Source organism: Brockia lithotrophica (assembly GCF_003633725.1).
Classification (GTDB): domain Bacteria; phylum Bacillota; class Bacilli; order Thermicanales; family DSM-22653; genus Brockia; species Brockia lithotrophica.
The window spans coordinates 662899-689205 of sequence record NZ_RBIJ01000001.1 but is presented as its reverse complement, the minus strand read 5'-3'; the positions used below and the strand labels follow the sequence as shown (position 1 = coordinate 689205).

The 26307-nt window shown below is 64.0% G+C and carries 26 protein-coding genes; 10 read left to right on the top strand and 16 right to left on the bottom strand.

Annotated features, from left to right (window positions below; all coding sequences use genetic code 11):
- The 3 genes from C7438_RS09120 to C7438_RS03175 form a co-directional block, all read right to left on the bottom strand.
- On the bottom strand, positions 1 to 218 hold a 218-nt coding region (locus tag C7438_RS09120; protein ID WP_170143531.1), incomplete at its 3' end, for a hypothetical protein.
- Positions 219 to 446: 228 nt separating this feature from the next.
- The gene (locus C7438_RS09015) at positions 447 to 1169 is read right to left on the bottom strand and encodes a hypothetical protein (protein WP_147401980.1); all 723 of its coding nucleotides are present in this window, start codon (positions 1167 to 1169) and stop codon (positions 447 to 449) included.
- 72 nt (positions 1170 to 1241) lie between these two features.
- Entirely contained in the window at positions 1242 to 2807 is a 1566-nt protein-coding gene (locus tag C7438_RS03175; RefSeq protein WP_121443862.1) for a hypothetical protein, read from the bottom strand.
- 502 nt (positions 2808 to 3309) lie between these two features.
- On the opposite strand from C7438_RS03175, the gene ccpN reads away from it, so the two are divergent.
- The 3 genes from ccpN to ppdK are packed head-to-tail and all read left to right on the top strand — an operon-like array spanning position 3310 to position 7564.
- Positions 3310 to 4047 (top strand): transcriptional regulator CcpN, encoded by a 738-nt coding sequence (gene ccpN / locus C7438_RS03170; protein ID WP_211322035.1) that lies wholly within the window; start codon positions 3310 to 3312, stop codon positions 4045 to 4047.
- Positions 4044 to 4874: a pyruvate, water dikinase regulatory protein gene (locus tag C7438_RS03165; protein WP_121443861.1), complete on the top strand. Its 831-nt coding sequence runs from the start codon at positions 4044 to 4046 to the stop codon at positions 4872 to 4874. Before ccpN ends, C7438_RS03165 begins: the two co-directional genes overlap by 4 nt.
- Positions 4871 to 7564 (top strand): pyruvate, phosphate dikinase, encoded by a 2694-nt coding sequence (gene ppdK, locus C7438_RS03160; protein ID WP_121443860.1) that lies wholly within the window; start codon positions 4871 to 4873, stop codon positions 7562 to 7564. Before C7438_RS03165 ends, ppdK begins: the two co-directional genes overlap by 4 nt.
- A 144-nt stretch (positions 7565 to 7708) precedes the next feature.
- On the opposite strand, the gene C7438_RS03155 is transcribed toward ppdK, so the two are convergent.
- Entirely contained in the window at positions 7709 to 8449 is a 741-nt protein-coding gene (locus C7438_RS03155) for a DUF72 domain-containing protein (protein WP_121443859.1), read from the bottom strand.
- 154 nt (positions 8450 to 8603) lie between these two features.
- Here C7438_RS03155 and bioB point away from each other — a divergent pair, with 154 nt between their 5' ends.
- The 7 genes from bioB to C7438_RS03120 all read left to right on the top strand — a co-directional run bounded on the left by bioB (position 8604) and on the right by C7438_RS03120 (position 15066).
- Positions 8604 to 9614 carry a biotin synthase BioB gene (bioB, locus tag C7438_RS03150; RefSeq protein ID WP_245956472.1) on the top strand — a complete coding sequence of 337 codons (1011 nt, stop codon included), beginning with the start codon at positions 8604 to 8606 and terminating at the stop codon, positions 9612 to 9614.
- 109 nt (positions 9615 to 9723) lie between these two features.
- Positions 9724 to 10404: a biotin transporter BioY gene (locus C7438_RS03145; protein ID WP_121443857.1), complete on the top strand. Its 681-nt coding sequence runs from the start codon at positions 9724 to 9726 to the stop codon at positions 10402 to 10404.
- Positions 10401 to 11954 carry an ABC transporter ATP-binding protein gene (locus C7438_RS03140; RefSeq protein ID WP_170143530.1) on the top strand — a complete coding sequence of 518 codons (1554 nt, stop codon included), beginning with the start codon at positions 10401 to 10403 and terminating at the stop codon, positions 11952 to 11954. The genes C7438_RS03145 and C7438_RS03140 overlap by 4 nt, the downstream gene beginning before the upstream one ends.
- A 4-nt stretch (positions 11955 to 11958) precedes the next feature.
- Positions 11959 to 12714, top strand: a complete 756-nt coding sequence (locus C7438_RS03135; RefSeq protein ID WP_147401979.1) for a CbiQ family ECF transporter T component — start codon at positions 11959 to 11961, stop codon at positions 12712 to 12714.
- 134 nt (positions 12715 to 12848) lie between these two features.
- A complete protein-coding gene (locus tag C7438_RS03130; protein WP_121444069.1) occupies positions 12849 to 13202 on the top strand; it encodes a metal-sulfur cluster assembly factor in 354 nt (117 codons plus the stop codon).
- Positions 13203 to 13568: 366 nt separating this feature from the next.
- On the top strand, positions 13569 to 13754 hold the full coding sequence (locus C7438_RS09010; protein WP_147401978.1) for a hypothetical protein: 186 nt from the start codon (positions 13569 to 13571) through the stop codon (positions 13752 to 13754).
- Positions 13755 to 14610: 856 nt separating this feature from the next.
- Positions 14611 to 15066 (top strand): hypothetical protein, encoded by a 456-nt coding sequence (locus tag C7438_RS03120; protein WP_121443853.1) that lies wholly within the window; start codon positions 14611 to 14613, stop codon positions 15064 to 15066.
- A 42-nt stretch (positions 15067 to 15108) separates the two neighbouring features.
- On the opposite strand, the gene C7438_RS03115 is transcribed toward C7438_RS03120, so the two are convergent.
- From C7438_RS03115 to C7438_RS03055, 12 genes are all read right to left on the bottom strand, one after another.
- Complete coding sequence (locus tag C7438_RS03115) at positions 15109 to 17736, bottom strand: ComEC/Rec2 family competence protein (protein WP_170143529.1); 2628 nt, start codon at positions 17734 to 17736, stop codon at positions 15109 to 15111.
- Positions 17737 to 17820: 84 nt separating this feature from the next.
- Positions 17821 to 18501, bottom strand: coding sequence for a helix-hairpin-helix domain-containing protein (locus tag C7438_RS03110; protein ID WP_121443851.1), 681 nt, complete (start codon positions 18499 to 18501; stop codon positions 17821 to 17823).
- Positions 18502 to 18569: 68 nt separating this feature from the next.
- Positions 18570 to 19223 carry a phospholipase D-like domain-containing protein gene (locus C7438_RS03105; RefSeq protein ID WP_121443850.1) on the bottom strand — a complete coding sequence of 218 codons (654 nt, stop codon included), beginning with the start codon at positions 19221 to 19223 and terminating at the stop codon, positions 18570 to 18572.
- Between the two features lie 90 nt (positions 19224 to 19313).
- Entirely contained in the window at positions 19314 to 20099 is a 786-nt protein-coding gene (locus C7438_RS03100; RefSeq protein WP_170143528.1) for a TraX family protein, read from the bottom strand.
- Positions 20100 to 20275: 176 nt separating this feature from the next.
- Positions 20276 to 20833 carry a phospholipase D-like domain-containing protein gene (locus C7438_RS03095; RefSeq protein ID WP_121443848.1) on the bottom strand — a complete coding sequence of 186 codons (558 nt, stop codon included), beginning with the start codon at positions 20831 to 20833 and terminating at the stop codon, positions 20276 to 20278.
- A 202-nt stretch (positions 20834 to 21035) separates the two neighbouring features.
- Entirely contained in the window at positions 21036 to 21260 is a 225-nt protein-coding gene (locus C7438_RS03090; RefSeq protein ID WP_121443847.1) for a hypothetical protein, read from the bottom strand.
- Between the two features lie 336 nt (positions 21261 to 21596).
- A complete protein-coding gene (locus C7438_RS03080) occupies positions 21597 to 22262 on the bottom strand; it encodes a prepilin-type N-terminal cleavage/methylation domain-containing protein (RefSeq protein WP_170143527.1) in 666 nt (221 codons plus the stop codon).
- 210 nt (positions 22263 to 22472) lie between these two features.
- Entirely contained in the window at positions 22473 to 23024 is a 552-nt protein-coding gene (locus tag C7438_RS03075; protein ID WP_121443844.1) for a prepilin-type N-terminal cleavage/methylation domain-containing protein, read from the bottom strand.
- Entirely contained in the window at positions 23021 to 23449 is a 429-nt protein-coding gene (locus C7438_RS03070) for a hypothetical protein (RefSeq protein WP_121443843.1), read from the bottom strand. Before C7438_RS03070 ends, C7438_RS03075 begins: the two co-directional genes overlap by 4 nt.
- Positions 23450 to 23481: 32 nt before the next feature.
- Complete coding sequence (locus C7438_RS03065) at positions 23482 to 24465, bottom strand: type II secretion system F family protein (protein WP_170143526.1); 984 nt, start codon at positions 24463 to 24465, stop codon at positions 23482 to 23484.
- Positions 24466 to 24559: 94 nt separating this feature from the next.
- A complete protein-coding gene (locus tag C7438_RS03060) occupies positions 24560 to 25654 on the bottom strand; it encodes a GspE/PulE family protein (RefSeq protein ID WP_121443841.1) in 1095 nt (364 codons plus the stop codon).
- 72 nt (positions 25655 to 25726) lie between these two features.
- A complete protein-coding gene (locus C7438_RS03055) occupies positions 25727 to 26257 on the bottom strand; it encodes a prepilin-type N-terminal cleavage/methylation domain-containing protein (protein ID WP_170143525.1) in 531 nt (176 codons plus the stop codon).
- Positions 26258 to 26307: the final 50 nt, after the last annotated feature.

The following is a 26307-nucleotide window of genomic DNA, read 5'->3' as shown; positions in this document are numbered from 1 at the left end:
CCAGGGGGGAGAGGGTTTTTCGCGGGCTGTACCTCTTCGGAAGCGGCGATGCTTGCCGTGAGGTCTTCTTGGCGCGCCGCGTCGTCGACGTGCTTATCCCGAAAAGGTTGCAGGGTGAAAGCCACACCGCCTGAAACTACGAGGAGAGCCAAGAGGATAACCGCAATCCAAACCTTAATCCAAACCTTGCGATCCAAGGACATCAGGCGCCTGATCATCGATAAATCTCCTCCTAAGTCCTTTCAATCCGTGAGGACTGCTCTTCCTCAGGTGCGCAGCGCTTCCCCGGGGCATTTCCCGCAGCCGCAAGTCGCGTGTCGTCGTGTCGGGACAAACCGCACCGCGCGTCTTTTCTCCCCAAACCGGAGAAGATCCGGAAATATTGTACGATATTGGTTCTGTTGTGTCATCTCTGCGAAGCCTCTGAATACTTCCAAACGCCGCGTTCACTCCGACGAAAGCACACCCAAGAACCTGTGTTCAAATTCGCCCTTCCTGTGGCGTACAGGCCGCTCTGCCGCGAGAGATGTCGTTCGGGGAAGGAGCTCTGCAGCGGACCGGAAGTTCGGTTTTCGGACACTTCTTCGTCTTGGTCCCCGTGGCGCCCTTGCGCGGAATGGGCGCCTGCGGTCGGAGTTCACGATCTTTGCGCTAAAATAAAGCGGCTTGTCCGATATTTCAAATGTTGTGTCTCTAAGGCGGTCCCAGCGAATAACGGGATATCCGGAGGAGTATCTTGTCTTTCCAACAGGTTCTTTAAGTTGTTCCGCTAAAGAAGGAAAGTTTTCTGTGATAAAAGATGCGATAACCTCAGACAACTTGGTGGCGCCACCTAAGTCAGCATCAAGAATCGTGTGGTTTTGTAGTTGTTTTTTTGCATCAACTTTAGAAAAACTTTTACTTAATTTATCACTAGGTTCAATCAATGGGATATTAAAACTCTGATTCCCCTTCACCTCGAGGTACGTATAGCCTTGGAGTCCTGTGATGTCAAACGGAAGCTCAATCACCGCGAGATCTTTATTCGGAGCAAAAAACGCAAGGCCGCTCGGTTTTGTCTTTCCCTTTGAGATCCCCACTTGGATGCTTGCCGAAGAAGCACCCTGGGGAATAAATGCGGAAAGAAGAACTAACACAAGGCTCACCGCGATAGCTCTTTTCCACCGCACGCGTACTCCCCCCTTGAACGCTCTCATAAAAAACCGCCCGTCACTCAGACGGGCGGACATGAAAGATTCGACTCAAAAGCGCCAACCCCAATGCCTCACAAACTCCTTAGGATCCTTCTTCCATTCCGGTCTGTCTGCATCCGGATTGTTGACTGGACCATGGTACTCCTTGAGACCCGTAAACGGCGGGGCGAGTGCGACAAGGCGATCCCTCAGACTGTACTTGTAAACGTACACGACCTCGTCGGCGTCGGTCTTCCGGGAGCTCCAAACGTTATTGAGATCATTCTCTATCTTTTTGAGCTCGTTGGGATCGGGATTCTCCTTCATCCTCTGTGCGATGATGTCCGGGTACGACTCAGTCGCCGGAACGCGTACTCTACTCAAGCCAAAGGCACCAGCGGAAAGTTCAAAGACAAAATCACCACCGGTATACGTCAGCACAAAGGAGTTGGGATTCCCCGCTCGAGAATACGTCACCTCCCTGACAATCTTGTTGTCCTCGGGATCGAAAATCCGGATGTACTCTTCGTGGCCCTTCCATGAGATCACATTGGTTTCTGGGAGCTTACGCTTGAAATCCTTGTTTAAGTGAATGTAGACCGGCTGGCGGTAGCGAATGAGATCCTGGAGGTACTGCTCATTTTCCTTGTTGGCGCGTATTGTGGCAATGGTGTTGATGTCTAGAGTATTCCAGCCGCCCCAAAAATGGTTCTCGATGAAGCTCTCAATGGGAGGAGTGATCGTGACGCGGAAGGCCTCCCGTCGGCCAATGGGACGGAAGATAAACTCCTTCAAGTGGCCGTTCTCATCGAGCTTGTAGTCGAGAAGAATGACGTTCGCAAACCCGGCTCGTAAAAAGTCAAGGCCACTCATATCTTGCGCCGAAGGAATCAGCTCATCCCAAAGGAGTCCAGATTCCGCGTCGTACGCATCGGGTTTTTCCGCAAGCGAACGGCCATCGAGCTTCGGCTGAAACTCCGGACGAAAGGCCTTAGGGTTGTCAGCCTTCGACACCGCGTACCGCTCCATGAAGGCCTCTTCAATGCGGCTCCCAGGAATCGGGCCCTTGTAATACTCGGGGCCGAGATATTCAAACCGGATGCGATCGTAGTAGGTCTTATTGTCGTAATAGACGTCTCGAAGCCCCCCAGCGCTCTCAAGGTCTACCCTGTCCCTAAAATCTCTGGTCACATAATAATCCGGAGTACGGTAGCCATCATCATTTACTAAATCACTCATAAGCATTTCTTCTGAAGTCTTGGGCTCTGTATGTCGCTTAGTTTCCCGGTACTCCTTAATCTCCTCTTCCGTAGGAAGCTTACGCGTAGCCCACATGGACTTAGAGTAACGCGTCGGAAGCCAATCTTCAGGCGGACGGAGCTTATCCGCGAGACAATCGCAGTACGGCTCCTCCACGCCGGGGGGGAGAGGGTTTTTCGCGGGCTGTACCTCTTCGGAAGCGGCGATGCTTGCCGTGAGGTCTTCTTGGCGCGCCGCGTCGTCGACGTGCTTATCCCGAAAAGGTTGCAGGGTGAAAGCCACACCGCCTGAAACTACGAGGAGAGCCAAGAGGATAACCGCAATCCAAACCTTAATCCAAACCTTGCGATCCAAGGACATCAGGCGCCTGATCATCGATAAATCTCCTCCTAAGTCCTTTCAATCCGTGAGGACTGCTCTTCCTCAGGTGCGCAGCGCTTCCCCGGGGCATTTCCCGCAGCCGCAAGTCGCGTGTCGTCGTGTCGGGACAAACCGCACCGCGCGTCTTTTCTCCCCAAACCGGAGAAGATCCGGAAATATTGTACGATATTGGTTCTGTTGTGTCACCTCTGCGAAGCCTCTGAATACTTCCAAACGCCGCGTTCACTCCGACGAAAGCGCGCCAAAGAGCCTGTGTTCAAATTCGCCCTTCCTGTGGCGTACAGGCCGCTCTGCCGCGAGAAATGCCGTTCGGGGAAGGAGCTCTGCCGTGGGCCGGGAATTCGGTTTTCGGACACTTCTTCGTCTACGTCACCGTCGGGACCTTGCGCGGAATGGGCGCCTGCGGTAGGATATGAATGTGTCATGCTAGTTGTTCATTTAGCGTGTCTCATTTGTCCTTTCCCGAGTGGTCCGCCGGGGTAGGGGAGAAAGGCAGGTGATCTCGATCGAACTTACGCCGCGGCAGCGGGAGATCTTGCGTATCGTGAAGGAGCAGGGCCCCATCACCGGGGAAAAGATCGCGGAACTCCTCGGTCTTACGCGGGCGACGCTCCGACCGGACCTCGCGATTCTCACGATGGCGGGGTACTTGGAGGCGCGTCCTCGGGTGGGTTACTTCTACGCGGGGCGCGGGGAAAACCGCATCCTTTTGGAGCGCATCCGGAGCTTCAAGGTCAAGGACTTTCACGCTCCTCCCATCGTGATCTTCGAAAGCGAGAGCGTGTACGAGGCCATCGTGCGCCTCTTTCTGGAGGACGTGGGAACGCTCTACATCCTCGACAAGGACCGCCTCCTCGCCGGCGTGGTCTCCCGCAAGGACCTCCTTCGGGCGGCCTTGGGGAACAAAGACCTCACGAAGATTCCCGTGGGCGTGATCATGACGCGCATGCCGCACATCTACACGACGACCCCGGAGGAAAGCGTGTACGACGCGGCCAAAAAGCTCATCGTGCACGAGGTGGATTCCTTGCCCGTCGTCGTGCCGCGGAGCGGGTGGGTCGGCGGATGGGAGGTCGTGGGGCGCTTCACAAAGACTACGGTTACGCGGGCGTTCCTCGCGTTGGCCGAGGAGGACGAGGACGTCTCGCCTCCGGGCGGTAGGGTAGCCGCAGAAGCCCGGGAACGCAGCGAAGCGACGGATCGCGAGAGGGGGGATGGACGATCGCCGAGGTGAGCGAGCGCGAAGCGGGCGGACGAACGATCTACGTCGTCTCCGATTCCCTGGGGGATACGGCGGAGTACGTCGTACGCGCCGCGGTGAGCCAGTTCAACTACGAAGAGGTGGAAATTCGGAGGTTTTCCTTCGTCGACGATCCGAGCACGGTAGAGGAGATCGCGGCTTCCGCCCGCGAGCTTGGGGCGATGATCGTCTACACGGTCGTCGTCCCGGAGATCCGGCATGCGCTCGAAGAAGCGTGTCGCAACCGCGGCCTTCGCTGCCACGACATCCTCACGCCGCTCCTCGGGGCGATCGGGGAGATGCTCGGACAGACGCCCAAGCTCATCCCGGGTCTCGTGCACAAGCTCGACGAGTCGTACTTCCGGCGCGTGGAGGCCATCGAATTCGCAGTGAAGTACGACGACGGCAAGGACCCTCGGGGCCTCTACAAAGCGGACATTGTCCTCGTCGGCGTCTCCCGTACGTCCAAGACGCCTCTGTCCATGTACCTCGCCCACCGTCTGTACAAGGTGGCCAACGTGCCCCTCGTGCCCGAGGTTCCCGTTCCAGAAGAACTCTTCCAGATCCCGGCGAGTAAGGTGGTCGGACTCACCCTCCAACCCGAGACGCTCCACAAGATCCGGACGGCGCGGCTCAAGGCCCTGGGCCTTCCTCCGGATGCCTCGTATGCCCGGATGGAGCGGATCCTCGAGGAACTCAACTTTGCGCACGAGGTCTTCCGCCGGATCGGCTGTCCCGTGATCGACGTGACGAACAAGGCCGTCGAGGAGACGGCGGCGATCATCCTCGAACTCATCAAAGGAGGGCGAATCCGTCCATGAGCGAGGCAAACGTACGCGCGACCAAGAAGTGGGTGTACGCCTTCGAAGAAGGGCATCAGGGCATGCGCGACCTCTTAGGAGGGAAAGGGGCTAACCTTGCGGAGATGACGCGCATCGGCCTTCCCGTTCCTCCGGGCTTTACGATCACGACGGAGGCGTGCACCGCCTTTTACGAAAACGGACGCAAGATCCCCGACGAGGTTTGGGAGCAGACGAAGGAAGCGCTGCGGGCGCTCGAGCAAAAGCTCGGGAAGCGCTTCGGCGACCCAGAAAACCCGCTCCTCGTCTCCGTCCGTTCCGGAGCGCCGGTCTCCATGCCGGGGATGATGGACACGATCCTCAACCTCGGCCTCAACGATGAGACGGTGGAAGGTCTGGCGCGCCTCACCGGCGACCGCCGGTTCGCCTTCGACGCCTACCGTCGGTTCATTCAGATGTACGGAGATGTGGTCCTCGGGATCCCGCACGCCCGCTTCGAAGAGATCATCGAGGAGATTCGCGCCAAGGAAGGCGTGGCGAGCGACCCCGAAGTCTCCGCCGCGGGTTGGGAGGAAGTCGTCCGCCGCTACAAGGAGCTCGTCCTCAAGGCCACCGGTTCTCCGTTCCCCCAGGATCCTTACGAACAGCTCTACGGCGCCGTGCGCGCGGTGTTCGATTCCTGGAACAACCAGCGGGCGATCGTCTATCGGAAGCTCCACAAGATTCCCGACACCCTCGGGACGGCCGTAAACGTCCAGGCGATGGTCTTCGGAAACATGGGGGACGACTCGGGTACGGGCGTCGCCTTTTCCCGCAACCCCTCGACGGGAGAAAAGGTCCTCTACGGAGAATTTCTCACGAACGCCCAGGGGGAAGACGTCGTCGCGGGGATCCGCACGCCGGAGCCGATCGAGCGCCTCAAGGAACGCCTGCCCGGCGTCTATGAGGAATTCACCCGCACCGTCGAGCTTTTGGAACGGCACTACAAGGACATGCAGGATATCGAGTTCACCGTAGAGCGTGGCAAGCTCTACTTCCTCCAGACGCGCACCGGGAAGCGCACGCCGCAGGCGGCCGTCCGCATCGCCGTGGAGATGGTCGAAGAAGGGCTTATCGACAAGGAGACGGCCCTCCTCCGCGTCGACCCGGAGGTTGTCGTCAAGCTCCTGCACCGAAGGATCGACGAAAACGCCAAGCTTACGCCGATCCTCAAGGGGTTGCCGGCTTCCCCGGGCGCGGGCAGCGGACGTGTGGTCTTCGACGCCGATGAGGCGGAGGCTTGGGCCAAGGAAGGAGAAAAGGTAATCCTCGTCCGGGCGGAGACGACCCCCGACGACATCCACGGGATGGCTGTGGCCCAGGGGATCCTCACGAGCCGCGGGGGGATGACGAGCCATGCCGCCGTCGTCGCCCGCGGGATGGGCAAACCCGCCGTCGTAGGCGCCGAGGCCCTCCGGATCGACGAAGCCAAGGGCGAGGCGTACGTCGGAGACATCGTGATCCGCAAGGGCGACGTGATCTCCCTCGACGGCGGCACGGGATACGTCTATTTGGGAGAGGCCCCCCTCGTCGAGCCCACGCTGGGCGAACATTTCCGCACCCTCCTCGAATGGGCGGACGAGGTGCGCCGCCTCGGCGTGCGGGCCAACGCGGATACGCCCGAGGACGCGCGCCGCGCGCGCGAGTTCGGTGCGGAAGGGATCGGGCTCGCCCGTACGGAGCACATGTTCTTTGCGCCGGAACGGATCCCCATCGTCCAGGAGATGATCCTTGCGGAAACGGAAGAGGAGCGCGCCGCCGCCCTGGAGAAGCTCCTTCCCATGCAGGAAGGCGACTTTACCGAGATCTTCCGGGTGATGGATGGGCTTCCAGTCACCGTACGCCTCCTCGACCCGCCGCTACACGAATTCCTCCCGAACTACGAGGAACTCCTCCTCGAGGTGGAGGAGCTCCGGCGCGATCCTTCCCGCGCCGCCGAGCTTCGGGAAAAGGAGGCGCTCCTGCGCAAGGTCCGCGCCCTTCGTGAGGCGAACCCGATGCTCGGCCACCGGGGGACCCGGCTGGGGATCACCCATCCGGAGATCTACGCCATGCAGGCCCGCGCCATCTTTCGCGCCGCCTTCCGCCTGAAGCGCGAAGGCTACGACCCGCGCCCGGAAATCATGATCCCCCTCGTCGGCCACGTCCGCGAGCTCGAGCTCATGCGGGAGGTCGTCGAGCGCGTCTACCAAGAGGTGCGCGAGGAGTTCGGTTTCGACATCTCTTACCTCGTGGGGACGATGATCGAAATCCCACGGGCCTGCGTCACCGCCGACGAGATCGCCCGCGTAGCCGAGTTCTTCTCCTTCGGGACGAACGACCTCACGCAGACGACCTTCGGCTTCAGCCGCGACGACGCGGAAGGGAAGTTCCTTCAGACCTACCTCGAAAAGAAGATCCTCAAGGACAACCCCTTCATCGTCCTCGACCGAGACGGCGTCGGCGCCCTCATGCGCATTGCCGTGGAGAAGGGTCGGAGTGTGCGGCCCCAACTCAAGCTCGGGATCTGCGGCGAGCACGGCGGAGACCCGTCTTCCGTGGAGTTCTGCCACATGATCGGGCTCGACTACGTGAGCGCTTCGCCCTACCGCGTTCCCGTCGCCCGTCTCGCGGCGGCGCAGGCGGCCATTCGGGAGAAGACGGGACAGGGGCTCATCCGCGCCGACGTGTAGTCCTCCGAAGCTCGCGGCCGTAGACTGCGAAGTCCGCAGCCGTGTACCGCCACTTCGGCGGCTGTCTCTGTCGGGTCTACGGATTCGCGCGCAATCGCCTCCGGGTCGAACGACCCGGGGGCGTTTTTTTGCCGCCAGGTCTGCCTATGCGTCGTACCGTCGCAAAAGTTCCCGAAGCCGGCTCGCGTTTTGCACCGCACAGCCTTGTACGTCGTTGTTGAAGTACGCAAAGACCTTTCTTCCTTGGGAGAGGTGCCGGGCGATCCTTTGGGCAAAGCCTTCGAGCTCCGCATCTGTGTAGCAGGAGGCGTACAACGCTTTCGGCCCGTGGAAGCGGTAGTAGACGACGTCTGCCGTCGCCACGTCGGCGCTCGGGTAGCGGGAAGAATCGGCGATCACCCACGCGGCCCGAAAGTTCGTCAAGAGGTCGAAGACTTCGGGTCGGATCCAGCTCGCGTGCCGGAACTCCAGGGCGAAGGTGTACGTGCGGTGTTTCGCGAGAAATTCCGCCACACGGGAAGTGGCTTCCGCGTCGCTACGAAAGCTCGGGGGGAATTGAAGGAGCACCGCGGCGAGTTTTTCGCCGAAGGCTTCGAGGACCTCACGAAATCGGTCCCAGTCTTCTTCGACGCCTCGGAGCTTTCGCAGGTGCGTGATCGAGCGCGGCGCCTTTACGGAAAAGAGAAATCCCGCGGGCGTGGCGTCCGTCCAGCGGGTTACCGTAGACGTCCGAGGAAGTCGGTAGAACGTCGCGTTTACCTCCGTCGTGGGGAAACGACGGGCATACCAGGCGAGGTATTCCTTGGCGGGGATGTCTTCCGGATACCAAACGCCACGCCAGTGCCGGTACGACCAACCCGACGTACCGACGTACACCTCCCCCACGGCCTTTCCCTCCTTCGCTCGGGCGCAGGAGCCCTTATGTCAACCAAGCCCCTTTTGTAAACCTCGTGTCGCGAAAATGTTAACCAAATGGGTTGACAATAGGAATCCTTCCCCGTACGATGGGGGGCAGAAAGGAGGAAGGCCCTTGGATTGGGTGGACAAGGCGCGCCGCATCCTCGCAGGCGAATCGCTCACCCCCGAAGAAGGGCTGCGCATCCTCGCCGTAAGGGATTGGGCCGAACTCCTCCCTGTCCTCGCGGGAGCCCACCTTTTGCGTCGGGCAGCTTTCGGGGAAGAGGTGGGGTTTGCCACGCTCATCAACGCGAAGAGCGGCCTCTGTCCCGAAGATTGCGCCTATTGCTCGCAGTCCTCGCGCTCTCGGGCGACGATTCCGCGCTATCCCCTCCTTGCCGAAGAGGACATCGTCCGCGGCGCGGAACGGGCCGTCGCCTTGGGGGCGAGGGTGTACTGCGTCGTCACGAGCGGACGAGCCCCTACGATGGGCGAGCTCGAACGTCTGGCGGAAGCCGTGCGCCGGATCAAGGCGAAGTCTCCCGCACTCAGGGTGTACGGGAGTTTCGGACTTCTCGACCGGGAGGGCGCCCGAATCCTTCGGGAGAGCGGGCTGGACGGCTACAACCACAACCTAAACACCTCGCGGCGCATGTATCCCCGCATCGCCACTACGCACACGTACGACGATCGCCTGAAGACGCTTCGGGTCGTACGCGAAGCGGGTATGCGCGTGATTTCCGGGGCGATTTTCGGCATGGGGGAGGAAGATTCGGACGTCCTCGCACTCGCCGAGGACCTCGCACGTGCCGAAGTAGACGAAGTGCCTGTGAACTTCCTCATCCCGATTCCCGGAACCCCGCTCGGCCACCGCCTCCCCCTCTCTCCCCTTCGCGCCCTCGTCGTTCTCACCTTTCTGCGCTACCGCTTTCCCCGGACGCCGCTTCGCGTGGCAGGGGGAAGGGAGCTTTCCCTTCGCACCCTCCAACCTCTCGCCCTTCTCGTGGCTACGAGCATCTTCGTCGGCGATTATCTGACGACTCCGGGCCAGGCCCCTTCGGAAGACGTCCGCCTCCTGCGCGACCTCGGTTGGCCTGTTCCCGCTTCGGACCGACCTGAAGGCTCGAAGGAGGGGCTCTTTCTTTCCCCCTAAAGGCCCAAAGGAGGGGGTCCTTCTTCCCTAAAGGTGCGATAGGGGCCGGTCTTGAGCGTCAGCTAAAGCAGGGAGAAAAGGCACTCCGCTGTTCGGGGAGGTACGTTCCATGAACCCAAGAACGATCGCTTTCGTGGCGACCTACACCGCCGTCGCCGTAGCTTCCGTGTATCTCGCCCGCCTGCTCCCGGGACTTCCCGTAGCCGGGGTACACGTGCCGATCAGCTTCATGCCCTTTCTCTCCGCCTTTGCCGGGGTCTTCCTCGGGGCCCGAAACGGCGCCTTGGCGATGGGGCTCTACCTCTTGTTGGGTCTTCTCGGGTTTCCCGTCTTTGCCGGAGGTTCTGGCGGGTTCGCCTACGTCCTCGCGCCCACGTTCGGCTACATCCTCGGCTACGTTCTCGCCGCCCTCACCTCCGGGTGGATCTACGGAGCGCTCGGAAGGACGAAAGACAACCCCGGGCGGGAAGCCGCCCGCGAAGCTAAGGGAGATTCGCGGAATCGCACCGCGTTCTTTGCCTACTTTCTCGCTTTGGAGGCGGCCCTCCTGCCCCTCTACGCTACGGGCATCGTCTACATGTGGGGGGTCTTGAACTTCGTCACCGGCAAGTCCGCCGGCCTTTGGGCGATAGCGGCGGGGATGGGGGTGTTTTTCGTCAAAGACGTCCTGCAAAACGCCGTGCTCGGGTTGGCCTTTTTCCCGCTCCGCGACGCCTACCGCCGTGCGACGTTTTCCCCGACGCAGGAGCTTTGGACGACGGAGGGGCGAAAGGACGGAGAACGGGCGTGATTCCCCTCGCGGAGCTCGACGACGTTTGGTTCCGCTACCGCGGGGGCCGTTGGATCCTCAAGGGGGTTTCCCTGCGGCTGTTTCCCGGGGACGAGGTCGCCCTCATGGGGGAGAACGGTTCCGGCAAGACGACCTTCGCCCGGCTCCTCGCCGGGCTGTACCCGCCGGGTCGCGGGGCGGTACGCCTTTTGGGTCAGTCCCTCGCCGATCTCGGAGAAAGGGAGCGGGCCCGCCTGCGCCGTCGGATCGCCTACGTCTTCCCCAATCCCGAACTGCAAATCGTCGGCCCCACGGTTGAGGAAGACGTCGCCTACTCGCTCGTCGGACACGGACTTTCTCCCGAGGAGGTACGCGCCAGGACGGAGGCAGTTCTCGAGCGTTTCTGCCTATCTTCGCTTCGCAAAGCGCCCCCGGCCCACCTGTCGGGAGGGGAGCGCATGCGCCTCGTTTTCGCCGCCGCAACTGTCGGCGCCCCCGTCCTGTACGTCCTCGACGAGGCGACGTCCTTTCTCGACCCGCCGTCGCGCAGAGAACTCGTGGAATTCGTCCGCCGAGAGGTGGCTTCCGGTGCCGCTGCCGTGTGGGTGACGCACGACGTCGACCTCGCCCGCAGCGTCCGGCACGTATTCGTCCTTCGCGAGGGGCGGGTCGTACCGGCATCGCGGGAAGAACTCGAAAGGAGTGTACTTTCGCACGAGGGGGTCGGGCGACCGCGCGTCGCTCGGGCCAACGGCGGGAGTTCCGGGGCAACCGCTCGTCCGCGGATCGAACTCCGCAACGTCGAATTCGCCTTTGCTGCGGGGACGCCCTTCGTCCGCCGCGTATTTTCCCGGCTCGATTTGCGTCTTTGGCCGGGGGAAGTCGTGGCCATCCTCGGTCCTTCGGGGGCGGGGAAGAGTACCCTCGCCCGCCTTGCGGCGGGACTTCTCAGGCCCACGGGAGGCGAGCTCCTCTGGGACGGCGTTCCCCGGCCTCGGGGGCTTCCCGAAGACCTCCGGCGCAAGGTCGCCTACGTTCCGCAGTTTCCAGAAGACCTCTTCCTCACGTCCACGGCCTTGGACGAAGTGGCGATTGGGCTCAGAGAACGCGGCGTTCCCCCGGGCGAAGCTGCGCGGCGCGCCGGGGAGTACCTCCTCGCTTGGGGCATCGGAGAGGAACTCTGGAGCCGCTCGCCCCGGCAGTTGAGCACCGGAGAACGGCGGCGTACGGTCCTCGCGGCGATCTTTGCCGGGGAGCCAGAGGTCGTCTTTCTCGACGAGCCGACCATCGGCCTCGACGCCGCCGGCCGCGCGCTCCTCCTCGACCTTCTTGCGGAGTACGCCTTACACTCCCCTTCGCGGCTCCTCGTCTTCGTGACCCACGACCGGGAAGTCGCCTTTCGCCTCGCGACACGCGTCCTCTTTCTCGACCGCAAAGGCGACGAAGGGTCGGAGGCGGAGATCCTCTTCGACGGTCCTCCGGACGCCTTTCGCCGTTTTCTTCGGGGTCGGCCGGGATGGGGCGGGGAGAAGGCAGAGAAACTCGCCTCCGTTCGCCAAGGTGAGGGGTGAAACGATGCGCGGAAGCGGCGCGTTTCCCTTCGGTCGCATCTTGCCGGAAGAGACACCCTTGCACCGGGTGCCGGCCGTGTGGAAGCTCGTCTTTGCCCTCTTTGCTTCGGCTTCTGCCTTTTGGGTACGGTCCCCTTTCGGCTTCCTCCTTCTCATCTGCTCCGCCCTCTCTCTCAGCCGATCGGCCCGGCTTTCCCCGCTCTTTCTCTTCCGAAACCTCCTGTCCGCGGGAGTGTGGATCGTGACGTTTGCGGCCTTTTCCGCATGGGGCGTCTGGGAGCAGGGTGTGTTTGCGGCGGTGGCGGCCGCTTTGATCGTGGCATTTCGCCTCCTCTTCGTCTTTTGGTTGACCCTCCTCTACACGCTCACGACTCCGGCCACAGAGCAAGTTGCGGCCTTCGCCCGCCTCTTGCGTCCGGGGAAGCGACTCGGTGTGCCCGTAGATGCCGTAGCCTTTTCCCTGTCCCTCGTGCTTACGCTCTTTCCCTTTTTCCTCGAAGAGGGGGAACGCCTCCGCCTGGCGCTCGAGGCGCGCGGCCTCACCTTCGGAAAGCGTCCCGTCGAGCGCTTGCGCCGTCTGGCCCTCTTCTTTTCCGCCTGGTTTCGCCACCTCTTTTTGCGCGCCGAAGAGACCGCCGCCGCCCTCGCGCTGCGCGGGTTCACGGGGGAAGTGTCCTTACCGCTTCGAGAAGAAGGCGAGAAGGACGTCCGTCCGCTCCTCGTTCCCGCCCTGTGCGCCCTCGCCGCGTGGGTGGTGTGATGAGGTAAGGGGGTTTCCGGGTCTCGGGTTTCGAGGCGTCAAAAGGTACGTCTTTCGGCCTCCCTCCTTGGTGCCCCCGCGGAAGCTGTGCTACAATCGGGATAGCGCAAGGGACGGGGGTGCTGACGGAGGCCATGTACGAAGAACTGCAACTCGCGCCGATCGAGTTCGTCGGCCCGTTTACGGAAGAGGAAAAACAGCAGCTCATAGATGCCCTCATGGGCGTCATCGACCCCGAAATCGGGATGGACATCGTAAACCTCGGGCTCGTGTACGAGCTCCACAAAGACGAGTCCAATCGCCTCAAGGTGGTCATGACGCTCACGGCGGTGGGATGCCCTCTCGCCCCGGTGATCGTTGGAGACGTGCGCCGGTCGCTTCTTGGACTCGAGAAGTACGACGACGTAGAAGTCGAGCTTGTATACTCTCCGCCGTGGGATCGTACGCGCCTTTCGCGCGTGGCGAAAATGGCATTGGGCTTGTACTGAACACGTTAGGGCATTTCCGCGATGCATTTTCGGTTGCCGAAGGTGCGGCGAGGTTTTTCGCACCCTCGGGGTGCGGAGGCTCGTACGGAGGACTTCGGAGATCTCCCTTCGGAACGGCGCATACGGCCGTATGAGAAGGCAGCACGGGGTTCGAAACCTACGACTGCGCGCGCAGAAAAACCCGGCGGTACAGGTTCATCTCCGCCGGGTTTTCGTCTTTTTCTTGGCTCCTTTGGCTTTGCCTGTGCGGTTTCGGGTCTTTTTCTCTGCTTTCTTCTGAGAAGACTCGGAGGGAGGCGCGGCCCCTTCTGTGGACTTCGGCGGGCGTTCCGCTTCTCCTTGTCCTTGAGGGGAAGAAGAACCTTTTTGGGAATCCGTTGGAACCAAGAGGGCGAGAAGGCTCTCGGCGTCGAAGGCGCCGAGGAGCGCCTGCACGTTTTGCGCCATTGTGCCGACCTGTTGGATGACCTGCGCGACCTTTTGCACCCCGTCCAGAGCCCCTTGTATGGCCTGTACGGTCTCTACGATCTTTCCTACGTCTACGGTTCGTAAGAGGCGAACGACCTCTCCCAGGGACGAGATTCCGTTGCCGGAAGGGGAGGGTGCGCCGGCGGAGAAAAGCCCCCGCAAGAGGGATTTTCCCGTTCCTTGAGGCGGATCTGCCGGAACCGGCGCGCCCTGAGGCATTCCGGAGCTCGGGTACGGGGTTCCGGTCGGGGCCGCCGGGGAAACGGGGCGTAGTCCCGGAGGAACGCCTTCCGCCGCTCGCGGCCACCCTCCTCCGGGTGCGGCGTACATCGGAGTATTCCAGCCGGGCGGAGAAAACGCGGCGGGGAGACGTCCCGGTGGGAGGCCGACGCCGGGAAAGCCGTAGGCTCGTGGGTAGCTCGCCGCTCCTCTCGAAACCTCGGGAGGTCGATTTCCCTTCCCTCCGAAGGGGAAGAGGAATTTGGCCAGCGATGAGAGTACCTGCGGTAGGGGCACGGGATTTCCCCCGCTTTCCGTCCCGAAATCCGCAACGGGGCATCTTTCCTTGCTCAGGGTATGCCCCCCCGCGGGGGCCCGTACGCCTATTTCCGTTCGCAACTCGTGGACAAATGTCCTGGCTGTTTCCTGCTTCTCATTTCTCCCGCGCAGTCTCTGTTTTTATAAGGGGTGCCACCGCACTCCCTTGCCTCGCGAAGATGCCCAGCTGGCCCTTTCTCCTCTGAATCTGAAGAGGAACGGTGTCGCGTCCGGATCGTTCGTGCGGCGATAGGCCGCTTTCCTTCCGCATAGGGATGAATGCGGAAGCGACGCACAAAGTGTCTTTGCGATGTCCGTTCGCATCCGCGCGGAAGGACGGGAGGACGTTTTACGGCTGACCGCCTTTTGCCGGGCAGGCGCCAGGCCGTCGGGAGGGATAGGGATGGTTCGGGAAGAAAAGACCGTGGGGAGTACCTCCCGGTGGAGGTGGATTTTCGGGGCTATGGTATTCGCGGCGCTTGTCGGGGCGGCATTTGCCCTCCTCGCGGAGGGAATTCCTCGGGATGCGGCCTCGGCGCTCGCGGTCCTCAAGGGAGGGGATTGGCTGTCTTCCTTCCGCGTGCGGCTCGGAACTGCGGGCACGTCTCCCCGTATCGCGCTTCCCTCGGACGGCGGGGAAGGGGCAGACAAGGTAGACCACCCTCTGTACCATCCGTATAGCTACGCCTACCGCTACGTCCGGGAAGTTCCCGAGGGCGGGGTGGTTTGGCTGGAATACGAAGAGGTACTCGTCGTGGAGGACGGCCGTGGGAATCCCCTAAAGGAAATCCCCACGGGAAACACGATGCGACTCAAGCTGACCCCACCCCGACCTTCGGCGCTCGGCCCTCGTTCCTAGGCAGCAAAAGGGCATCGCGGATCCTGCGGCGTTCAGGCGCGCTCAATCCGGTCGGAGGCACTCCAAGAGCACGCGGTCTCCCGCAGGTCGGATTCGCACGGCCCCCAGGTCGCGTACGGAGCTGAGGGGCGGGTCGATCCCGTGCGGTATCTCGAGTAAGCGTTCCGACGGATACGTGCCGCAGGAGGACTGCGAAAGGCTGGGCGTACGGCTTACAGGCCGGACGTCTTCCCGGCGGGGGACGGCGGTCGGCGGCCGGAGGTCTACGAGCGGCATGCCCGTCTCGGATTCTACGAGGAAGCCGGGTTCCTCGACCGCGAAAGGGCCGTACTTTCTGATCGCGGCATCTCCCGACCTCGGGTCCGGGCTTTGGCCGAAGTCCGCGAGGATGAAGTTGTGGTGTAAGGCGCGGCGGAGGATCTCTGCCTCTTCGGCTTCCAGACCGAGCCACGTGGCGCGGACGCGCCGGGTGCCGAGGGCGCGGAGTGCGGGGACGATCCGGTCGTACACATCTCCGAGAAAGGCCGCGCGCCGGGCCCCCTCCCTTGCGGGAGAGCGCGGGAATTCTCCTTCGGGCCACAGGGAGTTCGGACGTTCCCGAGGTCGGTAGACGAAGAGTTCTTCCGGCGCGCCGCCGCCCCGGGCGACAGCTACCGCGGCAACCGACTTGAGGGAGAGGGCCACGAGGGCCGTGCCTTCGGGGTCTTCCGGAAGTTCTTCCCGCGTCGCGGCCGGCGGAGAGAGGAACCGGAGGCCGTCGAGGAGGCCGAGGAGCGGAGGGAAAAGGAGGAAAAGCGTGCCAAAGGCGATTCCCGCGCGGCGCAGCCGACGCCGGCGGATCGCGGCTCCTTCCTCGCCGGGGCGGGGTTGGGGCTCGGGGAAGAAGCGCCTCCCGAGGAGGTACCGTGCACCGACTTCGTAGGCTCCTAAGAGGGCGGCCGTCCAGAAGATCCAGAGGGGGAAGGGTACGCCCGTAAAGGGAACCTGTGCGCCGGGCATGTAGGCCAAGAAGGTGACGATGTCCTGGACGAGGCGGACGAGCCCCAGGGCAGGTTCGAGGAGGTAGGCACCCACCGCCATCCCCGGTGTGCCCAAGGCAGATGCGACGATCGCTGCACCCCAGGAGGCCGCGAGGAAGGGGAGAAGGGCGGCGTATATGGGAAGCAACACGAGGTTCATGAGCGGCGAGGTCGCAGGCCAACCGCCCTGGGTTGCGGCGAGAAAGGGGAGGGCGAGCGGTTCGACGAGGAGCGTCGCCGCAAGTTCGTAGGCAAAGGGAGCGATCGGTCGGGGCAGGCGGCCCTGCAGGTGCTCCGCGTAGGTCGGCGCGTAGCGGAGGATGGCGAAGGTGAGAAGGTAGGTCATGCCGAACCCCGGCCGCAGGATTTGGGAGGGGGTGAGGAGGAGCTCTAAGGCGCAGAGGAGGGCGAGGAGGGCAAGGGGGTTGATCCTCCTACCGACGAGGCCAGCACCCGCGACGGCGGCGGCGGTGAGCGTGGCCCGGCGCACCGCCGGGGAGTCGGCGGCGAGTGAGGCGTACGTCGCGACAAAGAGGAGTACGGAAAGGCGGCGCGCCCCTTCCCGCATCCCCAAGGAGCCGGTGAACCTGTACACGCCCCAGGCAAGGATTCCCACGTGAAGGCCGGAGACGACGAGGAGGTGTACGGCGCCTGCTTCCGCAAAGTTGCGACTTACTTCGGGCGAGAGGTCGTCCGTACGGCCGAGGAGGAAGGCGCGCAGGAGGGCCCGGGCATCGGCAGCTCCTTCGCGCCCCAGCGAGGAAGCCGCCGCCCGCCGTTCCCCCACGTCCAGGACGCCTTCGATTCTCTTGCGGGCTTCCGTGCGAAGTTGCTCCCCGAAAGGAGCGGGGGCGACGAGGAAAACGTCGGCGGTGCGCAGTTCCCCTACCGTGCCGCGGGCGTGCGCCCACGGGCGGTAGTCCCGCTCTCCGGGATTTTGCGGCCCGGGGGGTGGGGACGCCTCGCCGCGAAAGCGGAGGACGGCCCCACGGGCAAGCGCTTGCAGTTCCAGGCGCATCTCTTCGGACGCGGGACGCAGGTACGCGCGCAAGGTGAAGGGAATGGGGAGGCGTACGCATGCGGCGAATTTTCCCCGCGTGCAGGTGCCGCCTCGGGCTTGGACGGCGGTAGTTCGCCCGTCCGACTCGTCGGGAGGGCACTCACACACGCCGACGACCCGCACATCGACGAGGATTCCCGCGGAAGTGTTTTGTGGATCGCCAACGACGACGGCTTCCCCGCACAGTTCCCGCGCGTTTCGGGAAGCGTCGGCCGCCGAAAAGGGACCGTTAGGCAGGGGTCCTTCGGAGAAAAGGCGGGCAAAGGCCGCCTTTTCGCGGGCGTACCCGATCTCGCGAATTTCGGCTGCGCCGACCCCAAGGGCAAACGCCAGAGCCCACACGGAAAAGGCTGCGGCGGCAAGGGCGGTGCGCGCGCGGGGCGTTGCGGCAAATTTCGGGTGTTCGGAGGCGTATAGGGCGACGGACCACGCTCCCGTGGCGACGATCCAGACCGCCTGCGCAAGGCCGGAGAGGTAGACTGCCCCTACTCCGCCCACCAGGGCGAGGGCGTAAGGGAGGGGTCCACAGAGCGGCGAGCACACCCAGGGAAAGACGGACACAAACGGCGCTCGGGGCCGTGTAAGGGGCACGTCTTCGTCCCTCCCGTGCTCCGCCCGCCTAGGCGGCGGCACGTCCCCTTGTGGTGCGTGGGCGCTCGGTCGGGGGTGGTTGCCTCAGGGTTCAACGACGAGGTAGGGGCGGATCTTGGCGAACGTCTTCGGACCGATGCCGGCGACGTTTTGCACCTCGTCGACCGAACGAAAGGGGCCGTGCTCTTCGCGGTAGGCGACGATGTCTTGCGCCCGGGTCGGGCCGATCCCCGGCAGGCGCATGAGTTCCTCGACGCCGGCAGTGTTCAGGTTTACGCGAAGCTGCTCCGATCGGCCCCCGCCCGCAGACGGTCCCGGCAAAGCCCGTGCGTCCTCTCCCGACACAGGCTCGCCGATGCGCGGGATGTGGAGTATCTGTCCGTCCCGGAGCGGCGCGGCGCGGTTCACGCGCTCGAGGTCCGCGTCTTCCGTGAAGCCGCCGGCGCGCTCGACGGCCTGGTAGACGCGGACGTCACTTTCCCAAAAGGCGTAGACGCCCGGTTCGCGAACGGCGCCGCGGATGTCCACGAGGACGGCCGGTTTTGCAGGTGCCGCCGCCTCCCGGGAAGCGCGTTCCCGAGTTGGAGCGGCCTCAGCGTAGGCGGCCTCCGCCGCGGAAGCGGGCGAAGCGACCTCCCTTGCCCCGAGGTGGCTTCGTAGGAGCGGGTAGGCGATTCCCACCGCTACGAGGAGGGCTACGGGGAGGAGGTACGGGGCGTATTCCCGGAGGAAGCGATAGAGCGCCTCGCGCAGGCGGTGCTTCACGGGGTTTCCCCCCTACGGAAGGTCCTCGCGTTGTTGTTCCCCCATGGGAAGGTCTTGCGAGTTTCTCCCTACGGAAGGTCTTCGCGGAAAAAGGAAAGGGAGGTGGAACCGCCGTCGATGGGGGTGCCTTGCGCCCACGTCCGCTCGAAGAGCTCTGCGAGTTCGGCCACCGTTACGGGATTTCCGAGGACCGCGAGGAGCTCTTCGTTGCTCCGAGAGGCGGAGAGCGTGGCGTTGTAGGAGCCGAGGGCGGCGAGCTTGCCGTCGATGAGGAAGAGCTTGAGGTGCATGAGTCCTTCGTGTTGGTTGACCCGTATGTCTACGCCGCTTTTTCGTAGGGCGGTTAGGATCTCCTTCTCTCGATCGCCTTGGCTCTGGCGGGCGTCCATGATCAGCCGCACGGGGATTCCCCGCTTTCGGGCGCGCAGGAGGGCATCGGCGACGGCGGGATGTGTGAGGTCGTACATGGCGACGTCTACGCGCGTCTTTGCCCCGTCGAGGAGGGCTACGGCGGCGTGTTCCGGCGACGGCCCTCCCTGCGTCCAAAAGAACGAGGCCTTAGGCGCGAGAGGTCCCAGAGGAAAGTTTTGGCCGATCCAAAAGGCGAGGGCGAAGACGACGGCGAGCCAAGCGAAGTCCGCCTTCCTAAGGGGAATTCGGGACGGCGCCGGCCGGGCCGGCCGTTCCTTTGGCGTCGTCCGCGGTGTACGGATCGTGGGCACGACAGATCCCCCTCGAAGAGTTCGGGTGTGTCGAACGATCGGCGATGGGAACAGGCGAGGCGAGGAGGAAGTCGAGATGTAAGGACGGCGTCAGCCGCCGTACAGGAGCCGGCGGAGGAAAAAGAGGACGACGAAATGGAGTGGGTAGTAGGCGTACGGAAGCCACCAGGGACCGCGCGGGAGGCCGAACGGAAGCCGATCCACGAGCCAAAGAAGGGGCAGAACGAGAAACCCGCCAAAGGCGAGGACGAGGTACGGCCACTCAGGGGAGACAAAGTTCAAGGCGAAGAGGTTTCCGAGGAAAAAGAGGGAGGCGACGCCACAACCGACCTTGCGCGGAGGAAGGAAAGGAGTTTCTTTTGGGGAATTGACGCAGCCTGCGAGGAAGGCGGAGGCGGTGACAAAGGTGATCCCCGGCAGTCCGTAGTCGACGAAGGGCGCGGCGGCGAGGCCGAGGACTACGGCGTAAATTCGTTGGCGGCGTACGCCTTCGTAAAAGAGGGCGGCAAAGGCGAGGGTGAAGAGGATGTTCCAGTAGAGGAGGACCGGGCGTCCGAGGAACGTCGGCCAGGAAAAGACGGCGAAGCCGACCTGGGCGACGAGGGCGAAGGGGAGAAGCCGGTTCAGGTACCGGCCTACGGGATACCCGCGGGCGAGGGTCGCCCCCATGAAGAGGCCAAAGATCGGAAAGACGACACGCCCGGGGATGCGCCCCCAAATGTCGAACGGGGCGGTCATCGCCACCCAGTGGTCCCAGGCCATGAGAAGGAGGGCGATCCACCGCGCAAGCTCGCGCTTGCCCCCCGTGGGGAAGAGGAAGGCAAAGGTTCGGGCGATCTTCGCGTCGTTGCCGAGATCCGGATTCTTTGCGGACACGCGCTTGCTCCTCTCGCGTCTTCGGTTCCCTTGCCTGTGCGATCGTCCCGGTGCCGCCCCTACCTCAGGGCTGTCCGGTGCGACGCGTACCACTGCCACGCCCGGCATGTGTCCGATACCCACGCGCCTTTCGAACGAGGCTCGTTCGATAGATGCGGCGGTCGTTTCCCTCCTCCTCAGGGGAGCGGAGCATACCGGGGATCGGTCCACATCTCGTCGAACTTCTGGGCGAGAGGCCGCACGGCGTCGCCGCCCCGGACGGCGACGAGAACCTCGTCGTTTCGCGTCGCCGCGGAGCGCGTCAGGTTGTAGGAGCCGAAGAAGGCGATTTCCCCGTCGACGACGACGAGCTTGAGATGCATCTTCCCCGCATAGGTGTTCGTCCGGACGGGGATCCCCGCTTCGCGAAGCCGCTTGAGCTGGCGAGCTTGAGGTGCCTGACGGCTTTGTTCGCGATCCGTGACGATGCGCACCGCCACTCCGCGCCGGTGGGCGTCGAGGAGGGCGTCGACGAGTTCGGGGTCCGTAAGGGAGTAAGCGGCGACGTCTACGCTCGCTTTCGCATCGCGCAGCGCCGTGCGCAGGGCTTCCTCTGGTCCGTTGTCCCCTCGTGTAGCGTAGACTTCGGCGGGTACGTCGAGGGGTACGGGAACGGGGGGCGCGTTCGCCGCACCGGCAAAGTACCCCACACCGGCGACGGCGGATGCGAGGAGTAGGCGTGTCCACGGCGACATGGGCTTTCCCGTCCTCCTCCGACGATCCGGCCCTGCCCCGAGTTTCTTCGACGGGCTGGGCGTTTTCGAAGACAGTGTACGGCGTCGTTCAGAGAAGGACAAGGCCGCAGGCGGACAGCGGTCCTTTTTCCCCTTCGGCCAAAGCGGCGAACCGTCCAGGTGCCGCTTGACAGCTCCGGGAGGCGCCGTGGCGGCGACTCTTTTATTCCCTCTGGTCGAGGAGGTAGACCCATTCGCTCAGCCCTTCGCGTGGAACGCCGTCCACGACGCGGATTTCCCGCTTCCAGGCGTAGGTACGCCGGACGGGAGGAAAGTCGAGGCTGCGCCGCGCGAGCCTCGGCGAGGGGAGTGCGAGTGTGATTTCCCCTTCGACCGAGTTCGGCTTCCGCTCGTGCACGGTGACGAGAAACTCCCCTCGGTAGCGCATGCCCGCGCTTCTCCGAAACGTCGTAGGCATTCCGTCTCCATAGAGCGAGGGCGAATCCCTGCGTAGGACGAAGGCGAATCCTCCGACGAAGCCCCAAGGGTTCTTTGTCTGGACGCCCTTCCTTCGTCTCCTCCCGCGGCGCCTGGCGGAAAGGCAAAGGCGACCGCCAGGCCGCTTTTTGCTTGCGCTTCGAGGTCGGCGTCGAGAAAGGCGAGCTCCAAAAGGTCGCGCAACCCGGACACACGGGAAACCGCAAAGAGGACGAGGGCGACGCCGAGGGCGAGGGCGCCGAGGACGAACGGAAGGGCGAAGCCTTCGGAGTGCGTGCGCATCGACTTACCCTCCCTCCTCGTCGAGGGGCAGGATCCACACGGCGGGCAAGGGCCAAGGCGTAAAGAGCACGCGCCCCCCTTCCCGCCCCCGTTCCACTTCGACCCGGAGGTAGTCCTCTACCCGCTGCAAACCCCCTCCTTTTTCGGTGCGGATCTCCCGACCCTCTCCGTCGAAGAAGCGGAAGCGGACCGCCTCTCCCCGCGTCCAGACGGCGAGACGCCCTTCTTCGTAGCGTTTCTTCCAACGCAGGGACGTATGACCAAATGCGTCGCAGTCGACGTACAGCTCGTACACGTGGGTTTCGTCGGGAGAGGAATACTCTGCCCGCACGCGCCACGGGGCGCCGCCTTCTTGCGGACCTCCTTCCCGAGAGGGCGGGATGAGGTCCCAGGCGAAGGGTTGCCGGCGCACGGCCGTGGGGTCGACCTGCTTCGTTCGCCCCGGCGGGTAGCCTTCGGCAAAGAGGCGCACGTCATTCCGCACGTAGAGAGCGGCGGCGAGGAGGTCTCGGCGCACGGCGAGCTCTTCCGCCTTGCCGTCGAGGCGGCGCAGGCCGGAGAGGAGGAGCCACGTCGAGGAGGCGAGGAGAGAAAACAACGCGAGGGCGAGGAGCACCTCGAGAAGGGTAAAGCCTGCGGCCTTTTTCGCGGAGTCTCTCGGGTTTTCCATTCCTTTTTCCATCCCTTTCGACGCACGCCCTTCGGTGGAAGCGACACCCCTTTTGACACAAGCCATCCAGTGGAAGCGACACCCCTTTTGACACAAGCCATCCAGTGGAAGCGACACCCCTTTTGACACAAGCCATCCAGTAGAAGCGACGCCCGGTCGAGGTTTTTTAGCGTTTGCGGGTCTCCTTGGTGCGGCGTTCCGCAGGGTGTCTCAGCGGCCTCCCGATCCTCGTTCGGCGTCCGCGGGTTTCGCGCACTCCGCACGGGTGTGCCATCCTTCGGCGGCCGCGCGGACGAGCACCGCGCTGTACAGCTCCGCCTCGCAGTCTTTGCCGAAGGCGACGACGAATCGGTAGACGTGGCGCGCGGCGGCAAAGGCGTCGGAACTTTCCGGGGAGCGGTCGGCGGCTTCGAGTTCTACGAGCTTTAGGCTTTCGAGCTGCGGGGCTTCCCCGAGGCGCGCGGAGGATTGTACGGCGCGCGCCGTTTCCTCGAACGTCCGGACGAAGTAGGCCCGCGCCTCGCCCTCGTCCTGGCAGTCGTGCTCCCCGCACGCGATTACGAAGGGCCAACGGGCGAGGAATTCTCGGTAGGCTTCGAGACACTCTTCCCGCGCCTTTAGGCGCTCTTCGGCGCGATCTATTTCGCGCCATGCGCCGAGGAGAAAGGCGGCGAGGAGGGCGAATAGGCCCGCGGCCAGGAGCATCTCCGTGAGGGAAAACCCGGCGTCGCGCTCTGCCGGGGCGGTTCGGCGCGTCGTCACCTTTCGTAGAGGCGGCCGGTCTGGGCGGAGATTCCGTACGGCCGCTCCCTTCCTCCCTTCTCTACGAGAGTAAAGGTGTGCGACGGCGGGCGTAGGCGCCCCGTCCGGCCGAAGGCGATCGTGCCACCGCCGCGCACGACAACCCCGGGAGGGAGTTCGCCTTCGGCAAACTGCAGGGAGCTGTCGGCGGATGCGAATTCCAGCCGATAGGCCCGTTCGCGCTCGTTTCCAGGTAGGACCACCTTTCCTTGGGTTCCCGCAAGTGCCGCGACGGTGCGCGTGAGAATGAGGTCGTCGTCGAGGTCGGCGGCGGCGCACGACGCGCGCACGTGCGCGAGCGACGCGGAGAAGGGGCCATAGACGAGGCCCAAGGCGAGGACGAAAAGGGACGCGACGAGAAGGACTTCCACTGTCGTGCTCCACACGGCAGATCCCGTCCTTTGCCCATCCGGGGCGGTCAGAAGGAGGCGAGGGCGGCAGTGAGGGGAAGGAGGATGCGAAGGAGGAGCGAGGCGGCGAACGCCGTCGCGAGGATGAGGGCGAAAGGCTGGGCGGAAGCCGCGATGCGCCCCAGCCGTTCTTCGAGGTCTTCCTCGAGGAAGGCGACGTACGCGCCGAGGGCATAGGGAAGTTCGCCTGTCCGCTCGCCCAGACGTACGTATGTGCGCCAACGACCGTCGAGCCAGGGGATTCGGGCCAGGGCGTCGGAGATGCGGGCTCCTTCTTTGAGCCGCGTCCGCACGTGGAGGTAAAGGGAAGCGGCGTACGGCGGTGGGGAGAGATCGAGGAGTTTGGCGAGTGCCCGGTCGACGTCGTACCCCGCCTCGAGGAGGGCGGCGAGGGGTTCGAGCGTGCGGACGGTGGCGGCGGCGCGGAGGGCCGTTCCTGCAAAGGGGAGGCGAACGGCGCAGGACAGGAGGCGGGGATCCCCCGTACGGAGGGCGACGGCCGGGAGTACCGCGACGAGGGTGCCGGCCACGAGAACCCCTAAAAGCGTGGCGTCGAATGCATACAGGCGCGCTGCGGCGGGATTTTCCTGTACGACCGCCTCCGCGAGGCCGGCGATCCGCGGGAGGAAGTAGGCGTGCGCCGAAACGGCAAAGGCGAGGACAAGGGCGAAGAGAAAGGCGGGGTAGGCGAGTTGGCCCAGGAGCCTTCGCCGGATGGCGATGCGGCGGGCGAGGCGTTCGGCGAGGCGGTTTAGGGCACCGGCATAATCTCCCGTCCGTTCGGCGATGGCGACGAAGGAAACCGCTTCTTTGCCCCATCCGATCGCGGCAAGGGCTTCTGCCAAGGGGTACCCCGCCTCGAGGAGTGGGAGTACGCGGCCGAGCGTGTCCGCAGTCTTTGGGGCTCCTTCGGCACGCACGGCCTCGAGAGCTTCTGCCAAAGGAATTCCCGCCCCGAGGAGTTTGGCGAGCTGCCAGGCAACCCGCTGCACGTCTTCTTCGGACCAAGGGCGGGGGCCCCTTCGTCTCAAACCCCCACCTTGCCGAGCGGATGTGCAGGTGCTTTCCGGGGACGATGCCCCTCGGTCAAGGCCTTCCGAGCGGCGCAAGGGACGTAGCTTCACCTCCGCGCTCACCGACCTTTCGCTCCCTGCGCGCGCGTTTGCCCGTGGCATTTCCGAGGGGGCCGAGAGAGAAGGTGCGGTAGGTTGGCGGACACGACGGCGGCACGGGCATTTCCCCGGCCGTGCCTCCCGGAGGAGGTGCATTCGGGTAGAGGAGCTCCCGGTGCGGCTTCCTTCGGAGGAAGAGGATCCCCCGGAGTGCCTCGCGGATGCGCCGCGGAGAAATGCCGAGCTCTTCGAGGCGGAGGAGGGCCCGAGTGGGGGAGCCGGCGTGGAGGGTGGCCAAGACGAGGTGGCCGGTGAGGGCGGCGTGCACCGCCCAAAAGGCCGCCTCCGCATCGCGGATCTCGCCGACGGCCACGACATCGGGGTCGTGTCGCAGTACGGCACGAAAGGCGACGCCGACGGTAAGCCCGACGTGCGCGTCGAGGTCCACCTGAAGCGCACCTGAGATTTCCGCCTCGACAGGGTCTTCCAGGGTGTACACGGTACGTCCCGTGCGGACGAGGGTGGCGAGGATCGCGTACAGCGCCGTCGTCTTGCCCGTGCCGGCGGCGCCGGCGATGAGGACGAGGCGATCTTCGGCTTCGAGCCAGCGTTCGAGGCGGGCGCGTTCGCGGCCGGAAATGCCGAGTGAGGCGAGGTCCGCGTGCAAAGGATGTGGGTAGAGGACCCGCACCGTCGCCTTTTCTCCGTACAGGGTGGGCAGGGTGGCCACGCGGAAGGTGTACGCTTCGCCCGCAAACTCTCGGGTGAAGCGGCCGTCCTGGGGAAGGCGCGTCTCCGCCAAGTTCAGGTGGGCGGCGAGTTTAAGCCGACGGAGGAGCTGCTCGCCTGCCTGTCGCGAAACCTCCGCATCGGGGAAGAGGGTTCGGCCCACGCGAAGAAATACGCGCCAGCTTTTGGGTGAAGGGTCGAGGTGGACGTCGCTCGCCCGGAGGGCGACGGCCTTGCGCAGGATGTGGGTTTCGAGTTCTTCGGCGGCCGGCAGTTCTTCCGGGCGAAGGGCTTGTCTCGTTTCACGAGGCGCGCGCTTCGCTTCGAGCGTGGGGTGCACCGTGGCCGGAACCCCCGAGTGTTTTGCATTCCTACCGTTCGTCGCCTCTCCCCCCTTTCCCGCCGCCCTTTTCTACTTTTTAGCCTCTGCTTCCGCGCTTCCCGAACGCCTCCACTCCACCTTGGGTTTGCCGTCGTCGCCGTAGGTGAGGGAGAAGGTGCCGGCGCCGCAGGCGAGGAGTTCCTCTTGGGGCGTGTTTTCCTCTCCGTCGAGGTACCCGGTCGTTCGCAGCTCTGTGACTACCTCTTTTAAATCCGTCGACCCGCCGGCGGGCTTGTCCCCTCCGTGGTCGGCCATGTACTCGACGACCGCGCGGCGGAGGAGCTCCGCCCGAGCCGTGCAGATTTTCGACTCCCCCCGCGCATAGGCGGAGAAGAGGTTGGGGGAGACGAGCCAAAGGAGGAGGGCGAGAAGGCCGACGACGAGGAGAACCTCGAGAAGCGTAAATCCTCCCGCATTCTGCTTCCGGCTTGACCTCACGTCCGACGCAGGAAAACCCGGGGCGATTGGGGCAACTAGGGTGTGCTGCGCTAGGGTTGACCTCACGCACGTCGCAAGGGAGCCCCGTCGCCGCAGGCGAACTTCGGGCAACGGTTGAGTCACGGCAGGTTCACCTCCCCGCGGGAATGCTATGGACCACCGGAAGCGCGTGC